General features: G+C 66.5%; 16 protein-coding genes. 13 read left to right on the top strand and 3 right to left on the bottom strand.

Annotation, left to right across the window (positions count from 1 at the left end; genetic code table 11):
- Nucleotides 1–100 precede the first annotated feature (100 nt).
- From M8A51_RS06165 to M8A51_RS06155, 3 genes are all read right to left on the bottom strand, one after another.
- On the bottom strand, nucleotides 101–1,039 hold the full coding sequence (locus tag M8A51_RS06165; protein ID WP_251777313.1) for an esterase/lipase family protein: 939 nt from the start codon (nucleotides 1,037–1,039) through the stop codon (nucleotides 101–103).
- A gap of 231 nt (nucleotides 1,040–1,270) precedes the next feature.
- The gene (locus M8A51_RS06160) at nucleotides 1,271–2,809 is read right to left on the bottom strand and encodes a sensor histidine kinase (protein WP_251777312.1); all 1,539 of its coding nucleotides are present in this window, start codon (nucleotides 2,807–2,809) and stop codon (nucleotides 1,271–1,273) included.
- Nucleotides 2,809–3,480, bottom strand: a complete 672-nt coding sequence (locus M8A51_RS06155; RefSeq protein WP_251777310.1) for a response regulator — start codon at nucleotides 3,478–3,480, stop codon at nucleotides 2,809–2,811. The genes M8A51_RS06160 and M8A51_RS06155 overlap by 1 nt, the downstream gene beginning before the upstream one ends.
- Before the next feature lie 225 nt (nucleotides 3,481–3,705).
- Between M8A51_RS06155 and recA the strand changes: the two genes are divergently transcribed.
- The 13 genes from recA to M8A51_RS06080 all read left to right on the top strand — a co-directional run bounded on the left by recA (nucleotide 3,706) and on the right by M8A51_RS06080 (nucleotide 17,625).
- Nucleotides 3,706–4,809 (top strand): recombinase RecA, encoded by a 1,104-nt coding sequence (gene recA / locus M8A51_RS06150; RefSeq protein WP_251777308.1) that lies wholly within the window; start codon nucleotides 3,706–3,708, stop codon nucleotides 4,807–4,809.
- A gap of 20 nt (nucleotides 4,810–4,829) precedes the next feature.
- The gene (gene recX, locus M8A51_RS06145) at nucleotides 4,830–5,279 is read left to right on the top strand and encodes a recombination regulator RecX (protein WP_251777305.1); all 450 of its coding nucleotides are present in this window, start codon (nucleotides 4,830–4,832) and stop codon (nucleotides 5,277–5,279) included.
- 110 nt (nucleotides 5,280–5,389) lie between these two features.
- A complete protein-coding gene (locus M8A51_RS06140) occupies nucleotides 5,390–5,992 on the top strand; it encodes a DUF2889 domain-containing protein (RefSeq protein WP_251777304.1) in 603 nt (200 codons plus the stop codon).
- Nucleotides 5,989–7,149 (top strand): ADP-forming succinate--CoA ligase subunit beta, encoded by a 1,161-nt coding sequence (gene sucC, locus M8A51_RS06135; protein WP_251777303.1) that lies wholly within the window; start codon nucleotides 5,989–5,991, stop codon nucleotides 7,147–7,149. The genes M8A51_RS06140 and sucC overlap by 4 nt, the downstream gene beginning before the upstream one ends.
- 20 nt (nucleotides 7,150–7,169) lie before the next feature.
- Entirely contained in the window at nucleotides 7,170–8,063 is an 894-nt protein-coding gene (sucD, locus tag M8A51_RS06130) for a succinate--CoA ligase subunit alpha (protein WP_251777302.1), read from the top strand.
- Between the two features lie 193 nt (nucleotides 8,064–8,256).
- Nucleotides 8,257–8,979, top strand: coding sequence for a TerC family protein (locus M8A51_RS06125; protein WP_251777301.1), 723 nt, complete (start codon nucleotides 8,257–8,259; stop codon nucleotides 8,977–8,979).
- A 123-nt stretch (nucleotides 8,980–9,102) separates the two neighbouring features.
- The gene (locus tag M8A51_RS06120) at nucleotides 9,103–11,817 is read left to right on the top strand and encodes a CHASE2 domain-containing serine/threonine-protein kinase (protein WP_251777300.1); all 2,715 of its coding nucleotides are present in this window, start codon (nucleotides 9,103–9,105) and stop codon (nucleotides 11,815–11,817) included.
- A gap of 24 nt (nucleotides 11,818–11,841) precedes the next feature.
- On the top strand, nucleotides 11,842–12,624 hold the full coding sequence (locus M8A51_RS06115) for a Stp1/IreP family PP2C-type Ser/Thr phosphatase (protein ID WP_251777563.1): 783 nt from the start codon (nucleotides 11,842–11,844) through the stop codon (nucleotides 12,622–12,624).
- Between the two features lie 53 nt (nucleotides 12,625–12,677).
- Nucleotides 12,678–13,361, top strand: a complete 684-nt coding sequence (locus M8A51_RS06110; protein WP_251777298.1) for an FHA domain-containing protein — start codon at nucleotides 12,678–12,680, stop codon at nucleotides 13,359–13,361.
- Between the two features lie 84 nt (nucleotides 13,362–13,445).
- The gene (locus M8A51_RS06105) at nucleotides 13,446–15,692 is read left to right on the top strand and encodes a CHASE2 domain-containing protein (protein ID WP_251777297.1); all 2,247 of its coding nucleotides are present in this window, start codon (nucleotides 13,446–13,448) and stop codon (nucleotides 15,690–15,692) included.
- Nucleotides 15,693–15,721: 29 nt separating this feature from the next.
- The gene (locus M8A51_RS06100; RefSeq protein ID WP_251777295.1) at nucleotides 15,722–16,483 is read left to right on the top strand and encodes an MBL fold metallo-hydrolase; all 762 of its coding nucleotides are present in this window, start codon (nucleotides 15,722–15,724) and stop codon (nucleotides 16,481–16,483) included.
- Between the two features lie 164 nt (nucleotides 16,484–16,647).
- Nucleotides 16,648–17,088 carry a pilin gene (locus M8A51_RS06090; RefSeq protein ID WP_280925997.1) on the top strand — a complete coding sequence of 147 codons (441 nt, stop codon included), beginning with the start codon at nucleotides 16,648–16,650 and terminating at the stop codon, nucleotides 17,086–17,088.
- A 108-nt stretch (nucleotides 17,089–17,196) separates the two neighbouring features.
- Nucleotides 17,197–17,625: a pilin gene (locus tag M8A51_RS06080; RefSeq protein ID WP_280925996.1), complete on the top strand. Its 429-nt coding sequence runs from the start codon at nucleotides 17,197–17,199 to the stop codon at nucleotides 17,623–17,625.
- Nucleotides 17,626–17,812: the final 187 nt, after the last annotated feature.

Raw genomic sequence — 17,812 nt, 5'->3', positions numbered from 1 at the left:
TGACCCTGCGGACTTGCCCGCAGCTGCGGCGCAGCAAAGTGATGCGCCTGACGGCGCGGCGCGGCCTGCCGTCACGGCGATCACAAGTACGAACCGCCGCTTACAACCCAGCCTGCCGCAGCCGATGGGCCTGAGCGCGATAGAACGCCACCGGATCGGGCGTGAACCACGCCCTCAGCCCGAAGGTGTGGTTGATCGCATCGACGTGATTCCATGGGTAGTCGTCGCGCAGCACTTCGCCCCAATGCGACGAACACCGGCCGACCAGCCCATCGTTCGGCTCGAAGCCGAAGAACACGCTGGTGGCACCGAGGAAGCCGTCGGCGGGGTCGAGCAGGTGGGTCAGCACTGAGGTGCCGCCACTCGAGTAATACCGGATGCCGTTGACGATGGCCGGCCCTTGCCCGCAGGCCGAGCCCGGCTGCCCCTGTGGGAAGCGGCGGTTGAAGTCCTGCGCGCCCCGCGTACTGAGCGACTGCAGCGCCGCCAGCGAGTTCTGCGGCAGCTCGGGACGGCCCGACAGCGCGCTCAGCAGCCGCGACAGCGCGTCGGCGATCGCCGACACCGGCCCGGTCGTGCCGGTCCACGACGTCAGTCCCTCGACGCCGTCGGCGGTCTTGCTGCCACCGTGCGGCGTGTGCACGGTGGTCACCGAGGCGACCAGTTCCGGCGCCACTGCCGCCACGTAGCGGCTGGTGTGGCCGCCATGACTGTGTGCAACCAGGTTGAATCTCTGGTGGCCGTGGACAGCGTGCAATGCACGCAGCTCGCGCAGCAGTTGCTCACCGCGCACCTCCGACGAGTTGGACGCCGAAACACTGGCCGTGTAGACCGTCGCGCCGCCGCTGCGCAGGGCGTCGGGCACGCCATAGAAGTAATTGACGGGCCCCAGACTGTCGAACCCGAGCAGGCCGTGCACGAGCACGATCGGATGGCGCGTTTGCGTGTAGGTGTCGGTCGCATGGGCGGCCAGCGGGGCCGCTGCCGTGCCGCACAGGCAGGCGGCGGCCCATGCCGCGCGGGCTAACAGACGTTTCACGAAGGTCTCCTTTTCTCGCGGTTGCCGCGGTTCAGGCCGAGCGCGATGTGAGCGCCCGCCACCGCGGTCGAGGCATTGAAGACGGTGAGACGTCAGGACGATGCGGGGGATAACCCAAAGCTGCGGCGCAGCAAAGTGATCGGGTCGCCGGCATCCGCCCATCAGAGGGGCCTGGGATCACCGCTCCCCCTCAGCTCGGGGGGAAGGGCCCGCCGCGGGCACGAGTTGCGCTCAGGGGTGCACTTCGTTCGCGGCAACCGGTTCGCCGGAAGGCTCCAGGCCCGGCGCCGCAGCCGGGAAGCGCACCGTCACCCGCGTGCCGCGCGGGCTGCCGTCGCCGCCCCAGCGAGCGTCCTCGATCGCGATCACCGCCCCGTGCTGCTGTCCGATCTCGCGCACGATCGCGAGCCCCAGCCCGCTGCCGTCGACATCGGTGCCCAAAGCCCGATAGAACGGCTGGAACACCAGCTCGCGCTCTTGCTCGGGAATGCCCGGGCCGGAGTCTTCGACCTGCAGCACGCTGACTTGGCCGAACGGGTCGTTGAACACCCGCACCGTCACGGTCCCGCCTTCCGGGGTGTAAAGGATGGCGTTGTCGACCAGGTTGCGCGCCAGCTCCTTCACCAGCAGCGGATTGCCAAGCACGCGAGTGCCCGGCGCACCGGAGACGCTCTCGGGACGCCCGGGCTCGGGTCCCTCGTAGCCGAGGTCGATGCGCTTCTCCATGGCTCGCGGCACGAAGTCGTGCACCGCCTCCATGGCCAGGCGCGCCAGCGGCACCTCGTGGCGGTGCGGCAGCTGCCCCTGGTTCTCGGCCCGTGCCAATGACAGCAGCTGGTTGACCATGTGCGCCGCACGCTGGCTCGAGCGCGCGATCTGGCGCAGCGACTTCTTCAGCTCCTGCGGGTCGCGCTGACCGGCGTCGATCTCGCGCTGCGCCAGCTCGGCCTGCATGCGCAAGCCCGCCAGCGGCGTCTTCAGCTGGTGCGCCGCGTCAGCGAGAAAGTGCTTCTGTGTCTGCAGCGACTGGTCCAGCCTCCCCAACAGATCGTTGATCGAGCGCACCAGCGGTGCGACCTCCTCGGGGGCATCGCGCTCGTCGATGGGGCTCAGGTCGTCGCTGCGCCGACGCCGTATTCGCTGCTGCAGCTCGGACAGCGGCGCAATGCCGCGTGACAGCGCCAGCCACACCAGCAGCACTGCGACCGGCAGGATCACGAACTGCGGCAGGATGACGCCCTTGATGATCTCGGTCGCCAGCTGCGAGCGCTTGTTGAGCGTCTCGGCCACCTGCACCAGCGCCGGCCCGTCCTCCGGCGCCCCCGGCAGTGCGACCCACATGTACGCGACGCGCACCGGCTCGTGGTGCGCCTCGTCGCTGCGCAGCCGGACCTCGCCCGGACGGACCGGTTCCGCGTCGGGCACCGGCAACTCGCGGTCACCGCTGACGTATTCGCCGCGCGTGCCGAGCACCTGGAAATAGATGGTGTCGACATTGTCCGCACGCAGGAACTCCGAGATCGCGCGCGGCAACTGCTGCACGGTCTGTTCCGGCGACGAGACGATCTGCTGCGCCAGCGAGCGCGCCGTCTCGCCGAGCGCCCGGTCAAACGGCCGGTTGGCGATGTTCTCGGCCACCAGCCAGGTCAGCGCGACGCTCATCGGCCACAGCAGCAGCAGCGGCGCGAGCATCCAGTCGAGAATCTCGCCGAACAGCGAACGCTGCTCACGCTGCCCCGGGGTGCCGGTGGCAAAGGGCTTGGGGGGCATCAGCCGGGGATCTTCTCGAGGCAGTAGCCCAATCCACGCACGGTAGCGATGCGGATGGGGCCCTGCTCGATCTTCTTGCGCAGGCGATGGATGTAGACCTCGATCGCGTTGTTGCTGACCTCTTCGCCCCATTCGCACAGGCGCTCGACCAGCTGGTCCTTGCTGACCAGCCGCCCCGCGCGCTGCAGCAGCACTTCAAGCAGGCTGAGTTCGCGCGCCGACAACTCGATCATCTGCTCATTGATGTAGGCCACGCGGCCGGTCTGATCGAAGGTCAGCGGCCCATGCTTGATCACGCTCGACGCGGTGCCCAGGCCGCGGCGGGTCAGTGCGCGCACGCGCGCTTCCAGTTCCTGCAGCGAAAACGGCTTGGCCATGTAATCGTCGGCGCCGAGGTCGAGCCCCTTGACGCGCTCCTCGACGCTGTCGGCGGCCGTCAGAATCAGTACAGGCGTCGCGGTGCCGCGCGCACGCAGCCGCCGGAGCACTTCCAGCCCGTGCATCTTCGGCAGACCGAGATCGAGGATGATCAGGTCGAATTCGTGCGAAGACAGCGCCGCGTCGGCCTCGGCTCCCGAGCCGACCTGGTCCACCGCATAGCCCGAACTGCGCAGCGAACGCAGCAGGCCGTCGGCCAGCACTTGATCGTCTTCAGCGATCAGGATCCGCATCGTATGTCTCCTGCAGCTCTTGATGCTCGAGTGCGCTGCTGTGACCGATTGTAGGTGTGCGCGGCGGGTCCACCGCGCATTGCCGAGCGGCCATCGCAGCTCGGGCTGTGCCGGGCTGCCGGTGGCGCCCCTTGGAGGGCGCGCGAAGCGCGTAGGGGTGACCTCATCCAGTACTGTACAAACATCCAGCTTTTGCGATAATGCGCCGGATCTTTGGAGAACCGAATGGACGCACCGAACAAATCCGCCCTCAATACCGAAAAGGCCAAGGCCCTGCAGGCCGCGCTGGCGCAAATCGAGAAGCAGTTCGGCAAGGGCTCCATCATGCGCCTGGGTGAAGGCGAAGTGATCGAGGACATCCAGGTCGTCTCTACCGGCTCGCTGGGCCTGGACATCGCGCTCGGCGTCGGCGGCCTGCCGCGCGGCCGCGTGGTCGAAATCTACGGCCCCGAATCGTCCGGCAAGACCACGCTGACGCTCCAGGTGGTCGCCGAAATGCAGAAACTGGGCGGCGTGTGCGCCTTCATCGACGCCGAACACGCGCTCGACGCGCAATACGCGCAAAAGCTGGGCGTCAACCTGCAGGACCTGCTGATTTCCCAGCCTGACACCGGCGAACAGGCCCTCGAGATCGTCGACGCGCTGGTGCGCTCCGGCTCCATCGACCTGATCATCGTCGACTCGGTCGCCGCGCTGACCCCCAAGGCCGAACTCGAAGGCGAAATGGGCGACAGCCTGCCCGGCCTGCAGGCGCGCCTGATGAGCCAGGCGCTGCGCAAGCTGACCGCCACCATCAAGAAGACCAACTGCATGGTCATCTTCATCAACCAGATCCGCATGAAGATCGGCGTGATGTTCGGCAGCCCCGAAACCACCACCGGCGGCAATGCGCTGAAGTTCTACTCGTCGGTGCGCCTGGACATCCGCCGCGTCGGCTCGATCAAGAAGGGCGATGAAGTCATCGGCAACGAAACCAAGGTCAAGGTCGTCAAGAACAAGGTCGCGCCTCCGTTCAAGACCGCCGACTTCGACATCCTCTACGGGGAAGGCATCAGCCGCGAGGGCGAAGTGATCGACATGGGCGTCAACGCTCGCATCATCGAAAAGTCGGGTGCCTGGTATGCCTACAACGGCGAGAAGATCGGTCAGGGCAAGGACAACGCACGCGAATTCCTGAAGGAAAACGCCGACATCGCGTTCGAAATCGAGAACAAGGTGCGCGCAGCGCTCGGCGTGCCGCTGCTGGCAGGCGCCGACAAGGCGGCCGACAAGCCCAACGGCAAGGGCAAGTCCAAGGACAGCAAGGAAGCCAAGGACAAGGTCGAGTAAGCCCAACCGCGCCCGCCGCCATGGGTTTCGGCAAGTTGTCGTTGAAGGGGCGGGCGCTGAAATACCTGGCGGCGCGGGAACATTCCCGCGCCGAACTCGAGCGCAAGCTGCGCCCACACGAAGAAGAACCGGGCCAGGTCGAAGCGGCACTCGACGAACTCGAAGCCAAAGGCCTGCTCTCGCAGGCCCGTTTCGTCGAATCGCTGTTGCACCGCAAATCGGCCCGTTTCGGCGCCGCCCGCATCCGTCAGGAACTGAATGCCCACCAGCTCGACACCGACGCGGTCGCGCAGGCGGTCGGTCAGCTGCAGGCGTCCGAATTCGAGCGGGCGCAGGCGTTGTGGCAGAAAAAGTTCGGCACCCCGGCGATCGAGCCCGCCCAGCGCGTCAAGCAGATGCGCTTTCTGGCCGGGCGCGGCTTTTCGCCCGAGGTGATCCGCCGGGTGGTGCGCGGCACCGACGACGATTGACGCGCCCCGCTGGGGGCGACAGCCGCCCGCAAGGTTTGGTGCAGCGCACCATGCTAAAGTCACGGGCTCGCCGTAACCGGCCTGAAACCCGCCTGTAACTCCCGGCTGACATGGCACTTCCTCCGGCTGCCCCCCAGCGCCAGCTCAAGCACCGCCGCAGCATCGACGTTGCCGTCTATGCCCGCGGCGACGGGCTTTGGGAAGTCGACGCCCGCCTGACCGACGTCAAGACACGCGACTACCCGCTGGCCGGCAGCGTTCGCCTCGCCGGAGAGCCTGTGCACGACATGACCCTGCGTCTGGTCGTCAACGAACAGCTCGACATCCTCGAAGCCGGTGCCATCACCGAAGGCATGCCCTACCCTGGTCATTGCGACGCCCACGGCCATGCTTATGCCCGTCTGGTCGGTCTCAACCTGTTCAAGAATTTCCGCCAGGCGGTCAAGGAGCGTCTCGGCGGCATCCAAGGCTGCACGCACCTGACCGAGATGACCCAGGTGCTGCCGACCGCCGTGATCCAGGCCTTCGCCGGTGAGGTGCTCGACACGCAGGAAAGCGGCGCCGCCGCCAGCGACAACCCGCCCTTCCAGCTCGATCGCTGCCATGCGCTGCGTTCCGACGGCGAGGCGGTCCGACTGTTTTACCCGCGCTGGTACCGGCCCCCCGCCGGACCGGTCATTTCCGTAGACGACCCAGAGAGAGTCACACCATGAAGATTCATGAGTACCAAGGCAAGGAGATCTTGCGCAACTTCGGTGTGCCGGTGCCGCGCGGCTACCCCGCCTTCACCGTGCAGGAAGCCATCGAGGCGGCCCAGAAGCTGGGCGGCCCGGTCTGGGTGGTCAAGGCACAGATCCACGCGGGTGGCCGCGGCAAGGGCGGCGGCGTCAAGCTGGCCCGCTCGATCGACGAGGTGAAGAGCCTGTCCGAGCAGATCCTCGGCATGCAGCTCAAGACCCATCAGACCGGCCCCGAAGGCCAGAAGGTGCGCCGCCTGCTGATCGAGGAAGGTGCGGACATCAAGAAGGAATACTACGTCGCCGCCGTGACCGATCGCGGCACGCAGCGCGTGGCGATGATGGCCTCCAGCGAAGGCGGCATGGACATCGAGGAAGTGGCGCACGCCACGCCCGAGAAGATCCTCAAGGTCTTCGTCGACCCGGCGACCGGCCTGACCGACGCACAAGCCGCCGAGCTGGCTCGGGGCATCGGCGTGCCGGACGGCTCGGTGGCCCAGGCCGTCGACGTGCTCAAGAAGCTCTACCAGTGCTACATGGCGACCGACGCCAGCCTGGCCGAGATCAACCCGCTGATCCTCGAGGGCAACGGCAACATCAAGGCGCTCGACGCGAAGTTCAACTTCGACGCCAACGCGCTGTTCCGCCACCCCGAGATCGTCGCCTACCGCGACCTCGACGAGGAAGACCCGGCCGAAATCGAAGCCTCCAAGTTCGACCTTGCCTACATCCAGCTCGACGGCAACATCGGCTGCCTGGTCAACGGCGCCGGCCTCGCGATGGCCACGATGGACACGATCAAGCTGTTCGGCGGCGAGCCGGCCAACTTCCTCGACGTGGGCGGCGGCGCGACGGCAGAGAAGGTCACCGAGGCCTTCAAGATCATGCTGAAGAACCCCGAGGTGAAGGCCATCCTGGTCAACATCTTCGGCGGCATCATGCGTTGCGACACCATCGCCGACGGCGTGATCGTCGCGTCCAAGGCGGTCGGCCTGAAGGTGCCGCTCGTCGTGCGCATGAAGGGCACCAACGAAGAACTCGGCAAGAAGATGCTGGCCGAGTCCGGCCTGCCCATCATTGCCGCCGACACGATGGCCGAAGCCGCGCAAAAAGTCGTGGCCGCGGTGAAGTAAAGCCCTGAGAGGAAACTGAAATGAGCATCCTGATCAATAAGGACACGAAAGTCATCACCCAGGGCATCACCGGCAAGACGGGCCAATTCCACACCCGCATGTGCCGCGACTACGCCAATGGCAAGAACTGCTTCGTCGCTGGCGTGAACCCCAAGAAGGCCGGCGAAGACTTCGAAGGCATCCCCATCTACGCGAATGTCTCTGAAGCCGCGAAGGCCACCGGCGCGACCGTCAGCGTGATCTACGTGCCGCCCGCCGGCGCCGCCGCGGCCATCTGGGAAGCCGTCGAGGCCGACCTGGATCTGGCGATCTGCATCACCGAAGGCATTCCGGTGCGCGACATGCTGGAAGTGCGCAACAGGATGAAGGCCAAGGTCGCGGCCGGCGGCAAGGAAACCCTGCTGCTCGGCCCGAACTGCCCTGGTCTGATCACGCCCGATGAAATCAAGATCGGCATCATGCCCGGCCACATCCATCGCAAGGGCCGCATCGGCGTCGTCTCGCGCTCCGGCACGCTGACGTACGAAGCGGTCGCCCAGGTCACCGAGCTGGGTCTCGGCCAGTCGAGCGCGGTCGGCATCGGCGGTGACCCGATCAACGGCCTCAAGCATATCGACGTGATGCGCATGTTCAACGACGATCCGGACACCGATGCGGTGATCATGATCGGCGAGATCGGCGGCCCCGACGAAGCCGAAGCGGCGCGCTGGTGCAAAGACCACATGAAAAAGCCCATCGTCGGCTTCATCGCCGGTGTCACCGCGCCTCCGGGCAAGCGCATGGGCCATGCCGGGGCACTGATCTCCGGTGGCGCCGACACTGCCGACGCCAAGCTCGCCATCATGGAAGAGTGCGGCTTCAAGGTCACGCGCAACCCGTCCGAGATGGGCAAGCTGCTCAAGGGCATGCTCTGAGCGCCCTCTGATCGCCCCGACGAGAGGCCGCACCTGCGGCCTCTTTTCGTCTGGGCCGTCAATTCCCTGTCGGTGTCCTGTCGGCGTACGTAGTTGTCGCAGGGCCTGGCGGGCGCCTCCCCCTACACTTACGGGTTCTCCCCAGGAGCGCCAGCGCTCCGCCCTGGTTTTTCAAGAAGCAAGAGGACAGCACATGGAGCAGTTCATGACACCCGAGTTCTGGGTGGCGGTCGGGCAGATCATCATGATCGATATCCTGCTGGGCGGCGACAATGCGGTCGTGATCGCGCTCGCCTGCCGCAAGCTGCCGCCAGCGCAGCGCCGGCTGGGCATCCTGTGGGGCACCTTCGGCGCCATCGCGCTGCGCGTGATCCTGATCTTCTTTGCGCTGACGCTGCTGAAGATCTCCTTCCTCAAGATCGTCGGCGCGCTGCTGCTGCTGTGGATCGGCATCAAGCTGCTGGCCCCCGAAGACGAGGACGAGCACGCCAACATCCAGGCCAGCGACAAGCTGTGGGCCGCTGTGAAAACGGTCATCATCGCCGACTTCGTGATGAGCCTGGACAACGTCATCGCGATCGCCGGCGCCGCCGAGACGGCCGGCGAAGGCCACCAGATGCCGCTGGTGATCTTCGGCCTGCTGGTGTCGATCCCGATCATCGTCTGGGGCAGCCAACTGGTGATCAAGCTGATGGACCGCTTCCCGATCATCATCACTGCCGGTGGCATGCTGCTTGGCTGGATCGCCGGCACGATGGCCCTGACCGACCCCGCCGTCGCCACCTACCTGCCGCAGCTGCCGCAGACCGACGTGATGAAGTACGCCTTCGGCATCGGCGGCGCGCTGCTGGTGCTCGCCGTCGGCAAGCTGGTGGCGATGCGCAAGCCACGCCCCGGCGAATCCAGCGCCACCTGATCCTTCCACACCAACCGTGCCCAGGGCGCCGCTCACCGCCGTGAGCGCGCCCTTGTCTTGCCAGAGGGGCTCTGCTAACGTGCCAGCTCACTGCCATCTGCAGCACGAAAGCACGAGCATTCAATGAGCAAGAGGAAGGGAAGCGTCTGGCGGGCCGATTGGTTCGTCGGCGTTTGGGTGGTGCTTGGCGTGTTGGTCCTGCACGCGGCGACCGATTTCATCGGCGGCATGGAGCGTCGCTACTACGACTTCGGGATGGCCAGTGCGGCCCGCACCCCCTCCGATCGCATCGCCGTCATCGCGATCGACGACCAGAGCATCTCCAACATCGGCCGCTGGCCCTGGTCGCGCGATGTGCATGCCCGCCTGGTCGACAAGCTGTCGGCCGCGGGCGCCAAGACCATCGTTCATACCGCCTTCTTCTTCGAACCGCAGCAAGACCGCGGGCTGGAATACATCCGCCGGCTGCGCCAGGTGCCCGGCGTGGCCGACAACCCGCCGGCCGCACAGCTGCTGCAGGACGCCGAAGCCGCGCTCGACACCGACTCGCGCCTGGCCGCCAGCATGGCCCGTGCCGGCAACGTGCTGCTGGCCGCCGACCTGCGCCTGGGCGACCCGCTCGGCCGTCCGGACCGTCCGCTGCCGAACTTCGCGCTCGCCAGTTCGCTGGACCCCGCCGGCGCTTTTCTCATCACGGCCATCGATACGCAGCAGCCGATCGAACCACTGGGCGCCAAATCGATCGGCATCGGCCACCTCCGGCAGCTGCAGGACCCCGACGGCGCGGTGCGGCGCGACGCACTGCTGATCGACTACTACGGTCGCGCCGTGCCGTCGCTGCCCCTGCTGGCCGCTGCGAGCAGCCTGAACCTCGGCATCGCCGACGTGAAGGTCGGCACCGGCGACGTGATCGAGCTGGGGCGGCTCAAGATCGTGACCGACGGGGCCGCACTGATGCGGCCGCACTTCTATGCGACCGACGGCAGGCCGGCGTTCCCGATCGACTCGTTCTATGACGTCCTCAACGACAAGATCCCGGCCTCGAAGTACGCCGGCAAGATCGTCCTGATCGGTGCCACCGCCGCCGGCGTCGGCACCAGCTTGCCCACCCCTGTTGCCGCCTCGATGACGCCGGTCGAGACTATGGCGCACATCACCTCCAGCATCCTGTCCGAGCACTTCGTCACCTCGCCGGGCTGGGCCCACGCACTGTCGCTCGGCGCCGCCGCGCTGGTAGCGCTCTACCTGATCGTGCTGCTGCCCCGGCTGTCGGCCGGCGTCGGCGCTGTCGCCACCGGGCTGGCGCTGCTGGTGCTGCTGGTCGCCGAGCTGGTGCTTTTGAGCCAGATGGCGGTGTGGGTGCAGTTCGTGCTGCCGGCGGCGCTGCTGCTGATCGGCCACCTGCTGCTGACCACCAAGCGCTTCCTGGTCACCGAGGCGGGCAAGATCAAGTCCGACGAGGAATCCGCCGAAACCAACCGCATGCTGGGCCTGGCGCTGCAAGGCCAGGGCCAGCTCGACATGGCCTTCGACAAGTTCCGCCGGGTGCCGCTGTCAACGCCGCTGATGGACAACCTGTACAACCTGGCCCTCGACTTCGAGCGCAAGCGCCAGTTCAACAAGGCGCAGGCCATCTACGAGCACATGGCCGGCTACGACCGCAAGTACAAGGACATCGAAACCAAGCTCGCGCGGGCCAAGAATCTGTCCGAAACCGTGATGCTCGGCGGCGGTGGGTCGTCGGCCGGCGCAACAGTGCTGCTCGGCAACGGCCAGGTCGAAAAACCCATGCTGGGTCGCTATCAGGTCGAAAAGGAACTCGGCAAGGGCGCGATGGGCGTGGTCTACCTCGGCCGCGATCCGAAGATCGGCCGCATGGTGGCCATCAAGACGATGGCGCTGAGCCAGGAATTCGAAGGCGCCGAGCTCGACGATGCACGCGAGCGCTTCTTCCGCGAGGCCGAGACCGCCGGGCGGTTGCAGCACCCGAACATCGTCACGATCTTTGATGCCGGCGAGGAACACGACCTCGCGTACATCGCGATGGAATTCCTCAAGGGCCAGGACCTGGTCCCCCACTGCCGGCCCGGCGCGCTGCTGCCCGCGGCCAAGGTGGTGTCCGTCGTCGCCCGTGTGGCGCAGGCGCTGGCCTATGCGCATGCCCAGGGTGTCGTGCACCGCGACATCAAGCCGGCCAACATCATGTACGACCTGGCCAGCGACACCGTCAAGGTCACCGACTTCGGCATCGCTCGCATCACCGACTCGTCGCGCACCAAGACCGGCATGGTCCTCGGCACGCCGTCTTTCATGTCGCCCGAGCAGATGGCCGGGCGCAAGATCGACGGCCGCAGCGACCTGTACTCGCTGGGCGTCACGCTGTTCCAGCTGCTGACCGGGCAGTTGCCCTTCCGCGGCGAGTCGATGGCCGAGCTGATGTACAAGATCGCCAACGAAACGGCGCCCGACGTGCGCACGCTGCGGCCGGAACTGCCCGAGGCGCTCGCCAACATCGTGGCGCTGGCGATGGAAAAGCGCGCCGAGATCCGCTATTCGGACGGCCAGCAACTGGCCGCCGACCTGATGAACGTGGCGGCCGGCCTGCCTGCTGCATCCGTGCCGGCCGCCGACGACGGCGCCACCACGGTGCTGCCCCCGGGTGCTGTGGCCCAGGCAGGTGTGTCGTATGCTGCAACGGCGGCAGTGCCGGCGCCCAGCGCCGAACCGACCTTGCGCCTGCCCCCCCGTAACCAAGGGGGGCAGTCCGGCGTGGCCGGCAACGATCCGCGGCACAATCCAGCCCACCCGGCGGCCACCGCTTCCAAGCCCAAACAATAGGTGCCGGCTTTGAGTTCCGCTTCCATGCTTTTCGAGTTCTTCAGTCTGACCGACCCGGGTCGCGCACGCGACAACAACGAAGACTCGGTGGCCGTGGACGAGCCCGCCGGCCTGGCCGTGCTGGCCGACGGCATGGGTGGCTACAACGCCGGCGAGATCGCCAGCGGCATGGCAACCGCCTTCATCAAGTCCGAACTGGGTCGCTGGCTCACCGAAGCCTCGGCCAACGCCACCGACACCGACGTGCGGCGCGCGATGGATATCTGCGTCGACAACGCCAACCGCGCCATCTTCAATGCGGCCAACTCCAACCCGCAGTACGCCGGCATGGGTACCACGCTGGTGGTGGCGGTGCTGCGCGAAGGCCGGCTGCTGATGGGCCACATCGGCGACTCTCGCGGCTACCGCTTCCGCAACGGCAAGCTGACGCAGATCACCAAGGATCACTCCTTGCTGCAGGAGCAGATCGATGCCGGCCTGATCACCCCGGAACAAGCAGCTTTTTCCTCGAACAAGAACCTCGTGACCCGAGCGGTCGGCGTCGAAGACAACGTCCTGCTCGAAACCCACCTGCACGATGTGCTGTCGGGCGACATCCTGCTGCTCTGCTCGGACGGCCTGTCCGACATGATCAGCGACGACCAGATCGCCGCAGTGTTGCAAAGTGCCAACGACTTGCGAGAAGCGGGAACGGGCCTGGTGGCCTCCGCCAATGCCGCAGGCGGACGGGATAATATCGCCGTCGTGCTCGTGCGGGCCCAGGGCACCGCGACCGCCGGCCGTTCATGGTGGCCGTTCAGGCGCTGAGAGCGCAGTACCACAATCAGCGTCACAAGAGACATATCCAACAGAGGTCAAGCATGGGGAAACTGGTCGTTTCGCTCGACGGGGTGGTGATCAAGGAGGTTCAGCTCACCAAGGACAAGACCACTCTTGGCCGGCGTCCCTACAACGACATCGTCATCGACAACCTCGCCGTCAGCGGTGAACACGCCGTGCTCCAGATGGTGGGGCAGGACGTGTTCATCGAAGACCTCAACAGCACCAACGGCACCTACATCAACGGCAAGGCGATCAAAAAACAACTGCTCACGCACAACGACACGGTCGAGATCGGCAAGTACAAGATCAAGTACCTGACTGACGAGGTGCACGAGTACGAAAAGACCATGGTCATGAAGCCGGGCACGGCTCCGGGCGCACCGGCCGGCGGTTTCCAGCCGCCCCCGGTGTCGCCGCTCAGCACCCCGTCCGGCTTCGGGGGCCTCGGCGGTACGCCGGTGCCCGCGGCCTCGATCAAGGTGCTCAACGGCGCGGCGGCCGGCCGCGAAGTGAGCCTCACCAAGGTCGTCACCACCGTCGGCAAGCCTGGCGTGCAGGTCGCGTCGATCACAAAACGCCCGGGCGGCTATGTGTTTGCCCATGTCGAAGGCGCCATGAAGCCGACCGTCAACGGCAATGCCGTCGGCAACGACCCGGTGCACCTGAAGAACGGCGATGTCATCGAACTCGCCGGCACCCAGATGCAGTTCGTGCAGTCCTGAGCGAGACGATTGCTGGCGCCCGCCCTTTCGCCCCACGGCGCCGCATGACATCCGCCGGCCCAGCATTCCCGGCCTGAGCACCCCGTGTACGCGACGCAGTACTGGCCGCGATGGTTGATCGCCGGCGTTTTGCTGCTGCCGATGCTGCTGCATGCCACCGGCTTGGTGCCGCTCGGCTTCATCGAGCGGCTCGACCACTTCATCTACGACGTGCGCTTGCGCGCGACGATGCCTCGCACGCTGGACGAGCGTATCGTCATTGTCGACATCGACGAGAAAAGCCTGGCCGACGTCGGCCGCTGGCCCTGGGGCCGTCAGCACATGGCGCAGCTGACGCGCGAACTGTTCGAGCGGCAGCGGGTGCAACTGGTCGGCTTCGACATCGTGTTCGCCGAACCGGACCACAGCTCGGGCCTGGCGCAGCTGGAGCAGTTGGCCCGCGGCGAGCTGAAGGACGTGCCCGCCTTTCAGGCCCGGCTGGAGCAGCTGCGAGCGCCGCTCGACCACGATGCCCGCTTTGCGCAAGCCCTGCGCGGCCGCCCGGTCGTGCTCGGCTACTACTTCACCAGCGACCGCGGCGGCGGCACCAGCGGCGTGCTGCCGGCCCCGGTGATGGACCGTGCCGCCCTGGCCGGCCGCCCGGTGCGCTTCACCCGCTGGGACGGATACGGCGCCAACCTGCCGGTGCTGGCCGAGGCGGCACCACACGCTGGCTTCTTCAATTCCATACAAGACCCGGACGGCTTGGTGCGTTCGGTGCCGCTGGTCGCCGAGTTCGACGGCAAGCACTACGAATCGATCGCGCTGGCGATGTTCCGCAGCCTGCACGGGTGGCCGCCGGTGCAGCCTGGCTTTCCAGCCGAACGCTGGCTGCCGCGCAGCTATCAAGGTCTCGACAGCATCCAGCTGCGCACCGGCGGGCCGTCGTCGATGGCGATCCCCGTCGACGCCAGGGTCGGTGCATTGGTGCCCTACCGCGGCCCGGGCGGCCCTCAGGGCGGCTCCTTCCGCTATGTGGCGGCCAGCGACGTGCTGCAGGGTCGGCTGCCGCCGGCCGAGCTGAGCGGCAAGATCGTGCTGGTCGGCACCACGGCGCCCGGCATGTTCGACCTGCGCAGCACGCCCGTCGGTCAGGTTTACCCGGGTGTCGAGGCCCATGCCAACCTGCTGTCGGGCCTGCTCGACGGCCGCTTGCCGGTGCAGCCCGACTATGCACTCGGCTACGAGGTGCTGATGCTGCTGCTTGTCGGCATCGGGCTCGCGCTGCTGCTGCCGCAGCTCGGCGCCGTCGCGGCTGCGCTGGCCGCGACGGTCGCACTGCTCACGATCTTGGCGGTCGACACCTGGCTGTACGTCGCTGCCGGCCTCGTGATGCCCTCGGCCTCGCTGCTGCTGCTCGCCATTGCGCTGTTTGCAGCGCACGTCGGCTACGGCTATTTCGTCGAGGAGCGTGCACAGCGCGCGCTGACGCGGCTGTACGGCCACTACGTGCCGGCAGAGCTGGTCGCCGAAATGGCGCGGCAGCCGGTGCAAGGGAACGGCATGGACGCCGAGAACAAGCCGCTGACGGTCCTGTTCTGCGACATCCGCAACTTCAGCCAGCTGTCCGGCAGCCTGCAGCCGCAGCAGGTGCGAGAACTGCTCAATCTCTGCTTCCTGCGCATGACCCAGGTGATTCGCGATCACCGCGGCACCCTCGACAAATACATCGGCGACGCGCTGATGGCCTTCTGGGGTGCGCCGTTGGACGAGCCGCGCCACGCCGAACTGGCGGTGCAGGCCGCCCAGGCCATGACCCGCGCCGTCGCCCCGCTCAACGCCGAATTGCAAGCCCGCGGCCTGCCGGAAATCGCAGTAGGCATCGGCCTCAACACCGGCATGATGTGGGTCGGCGACATGGGCTCAGACCTGCGCCGCAGCTACACCGTGATGGGCGATGCGGTGACCCTTGCGTCGCGCGTCGAGGCGCTCGCACGCAGCTACGGCGTCGATGTGCTGGCCGCGGACGGCACGCGCGACGCGGCCAACCACTTGCCGTGGCAGGAGGTTGACCGCGTACAGATCAAGGGCAAGGGCCGTCCGGTGACGCTGTACACCCCGCTGCATGCGTCGCCGGACAGCGACAAGGCGTTGGCCAGCGAGTTGATGGCGTGGCATATGGCACTGAAAGCCTACCGGATGCAGGATTGGGATCAGGCCGACGTCCAACTGTTGAATTTGCAACGCCTGAATCCTGAAAAGCGGCTGTACAGTCTCTTTGCCTACCGCGTGGCGCATTTGCGCAAGCATCCGCCGCCCGCCGGATGGGACGGGGCCTTCGAGGCCAGATAGACAACAGATCTCAGGAAACCGCGCACCACATGAAAGTCCGGGTGTTGGGCTGCTCCGGCGCCATCGCAGCGGGATGCAAGACCACGTCCTTCCTGCTCGATGACGACCTGCTCGTCGACGCCGGCACCGGCGTCGGCGACTTGACGCTCGACGAGCTCGCGCGCATCAACCACATCCTCGTCACGCACTCGCACCTCGACCACATCGTCTCGATCCCGCTGCTGGTCGACAGCGTGATGAACCGCCGCACCCGCCCGATCGTCGTGCACGCGCTGCCCGCCACCATCGAGGCGCTGCGCGCTCACATCCTCAACTGGGTGATCTGGCCCGACTTCACGCAGTTGCCCACGCGCGAGCGGCCGGTGCTGCGACTGGAGCCGCTTGCGACCGGCGATGTGCTCGACCTGGAAGGCAAGCGCATCGAGGTGCTGCCCGCCGAACACACCGTGCCCGCCGTCGGCTACGCCGTCGAAGGCCGCACCGGTTGGTGGGCCTTCACTGGCGATACCGGCCCCAACCCGGCACTATGGCCGGTGCTGGCGCGGCGGCGCGTGGCGATGCTTGTCATCGAAACCGCCTTCGGCGACAGCGAGCAGGAACTGGCACGCGTGAGCAAGCACTTGTCACCCGGCACCTTGTCGCAGGAATTGCGCGGCCTGGCCCGCGACGTGCCGGTGTTCGTCACGCACGCGAAGCCGGGCGAGATGGGTTCGATCGTGACGCAGGTGCACGCGCTCGATTCGGGCCACCGCATCGAGCACCTGGAGGCGGGTCAGGTCTTCGTGATCTGACCATTCCTGTCACCTCGGGCACTGCGATTGACACGCCCGGTCTCAAAGCTGTCGACCCCCCTCGACACATTCGTGCAGTAGATCACGCCGCACCGGCCCGAAGCCCCTGGCACACGGCCTGCATAACAAACCCCGCTTTCCTCAAACCCCGAAGGAGTCTCTCTATGAAGCAAATTCAAGGCATCAAGCGCGTGCAACAAGGCTTCACGCTGATCGAACTGATGATTGTCGTGGCGATCATCGGTATTCTGGCCGCCGTGGCGCTGCCGGCTTATCAGGACTACACCATCCGCGCTCGCGTGTCCGAAGCGCTCGGCCTCGCTTCGGCGGCCAAGGCCACCGTGGGTGAGAACATTTCGAACAACGGTGGTGTGATGCCGGCCGACGCTTGCGTCGGTGTTGCGCCGACGGTCGCCACGACGAACGTTGCATCCACCGCCTGCGACGCCGCCTCCGGCATGGTCACGGTTGTCACCACGGCGGCTGCAGGCAACGTCACGCTGACGCTGACGCCCGCCGCCCCAGGTGCCGCCGGTGGCGCCATCACGTGGGACTGCTCCATCACTGCGGGTGAAACGCGCCACGTGCCTGCCGAGTGCCGTTGATTGGCATCGTATGTAGCTAGAGCGCCGGCAGCAACATAGTGCTGCTGATGCGAAGTAGAAGAAGCGGCGCATTGATCAATGCGCCGCTTTTTTTTAGCGAGGTTTCACATGACCGCAACTCGGCACCAAGGTTTTACGCTCATCGAACTGATGATCGTGGTCGCCATCATCGGCATCCTCGCCGCAATCGCAGTTCCCGCCTACCAGGACTACACAATCCGCGCCAGAGTGACAGAAGGTTTGGCCCTGGCTGCAGCGGCCAAGGCGACCGTCACCGAAAACGTCTCGAACAGCGGGGGCGCCGTGGATGGTGCCTCTTGCGACGGCGTTACACCTGTCGCTGCACCGTCGGGCAACGTCGCCTCGATGAATTGCGGCGTCGACGGCGACGGCGTCATCACGGTAACCATGACCGCCAGCGCCCAGAACGCGGTGGTTCGGCTCTCTCCGAGCATTGCCGCAGCGAACTTGCCGGTGGAGTGGCGCTGCAGTTCCCCGACCGATCATCGATTCGTTCCGTCCGATTGCCGGAACTGACGCGCAGAGCTGCCGCCCAAAAGCAGTTCGCGCAGTAAATCTTTCCATTGCTAGGCCAGCGGTCACCGCTTCGGCGCGGGCCCTGCTCTGTGTTGGCCCCATCACCGACGCCCGGAGCGCCGGCGGCTCCTCACCCAGGAAAATCTGGTACAAGCTTCGCGTCTTTGCTTGTTGGCCGTTTCGCCGC

The sequence above is a fragment of the Caldimonas mangrovi genome, assembly GCF_023721835.1.
GTDB classification, from domain to species: Bacteria; Pseudomonadota; Gammaproteobacteria; order Burkholderiales; family Burkholderiaceae_C; genus Caldimonas; species Caldimonas mangrovi.
The sequence above is the reverse complement of the archived record's forward strand: the minus strand, read 5'-3'. Positions and strand labels throughout refer to the sequence as shown.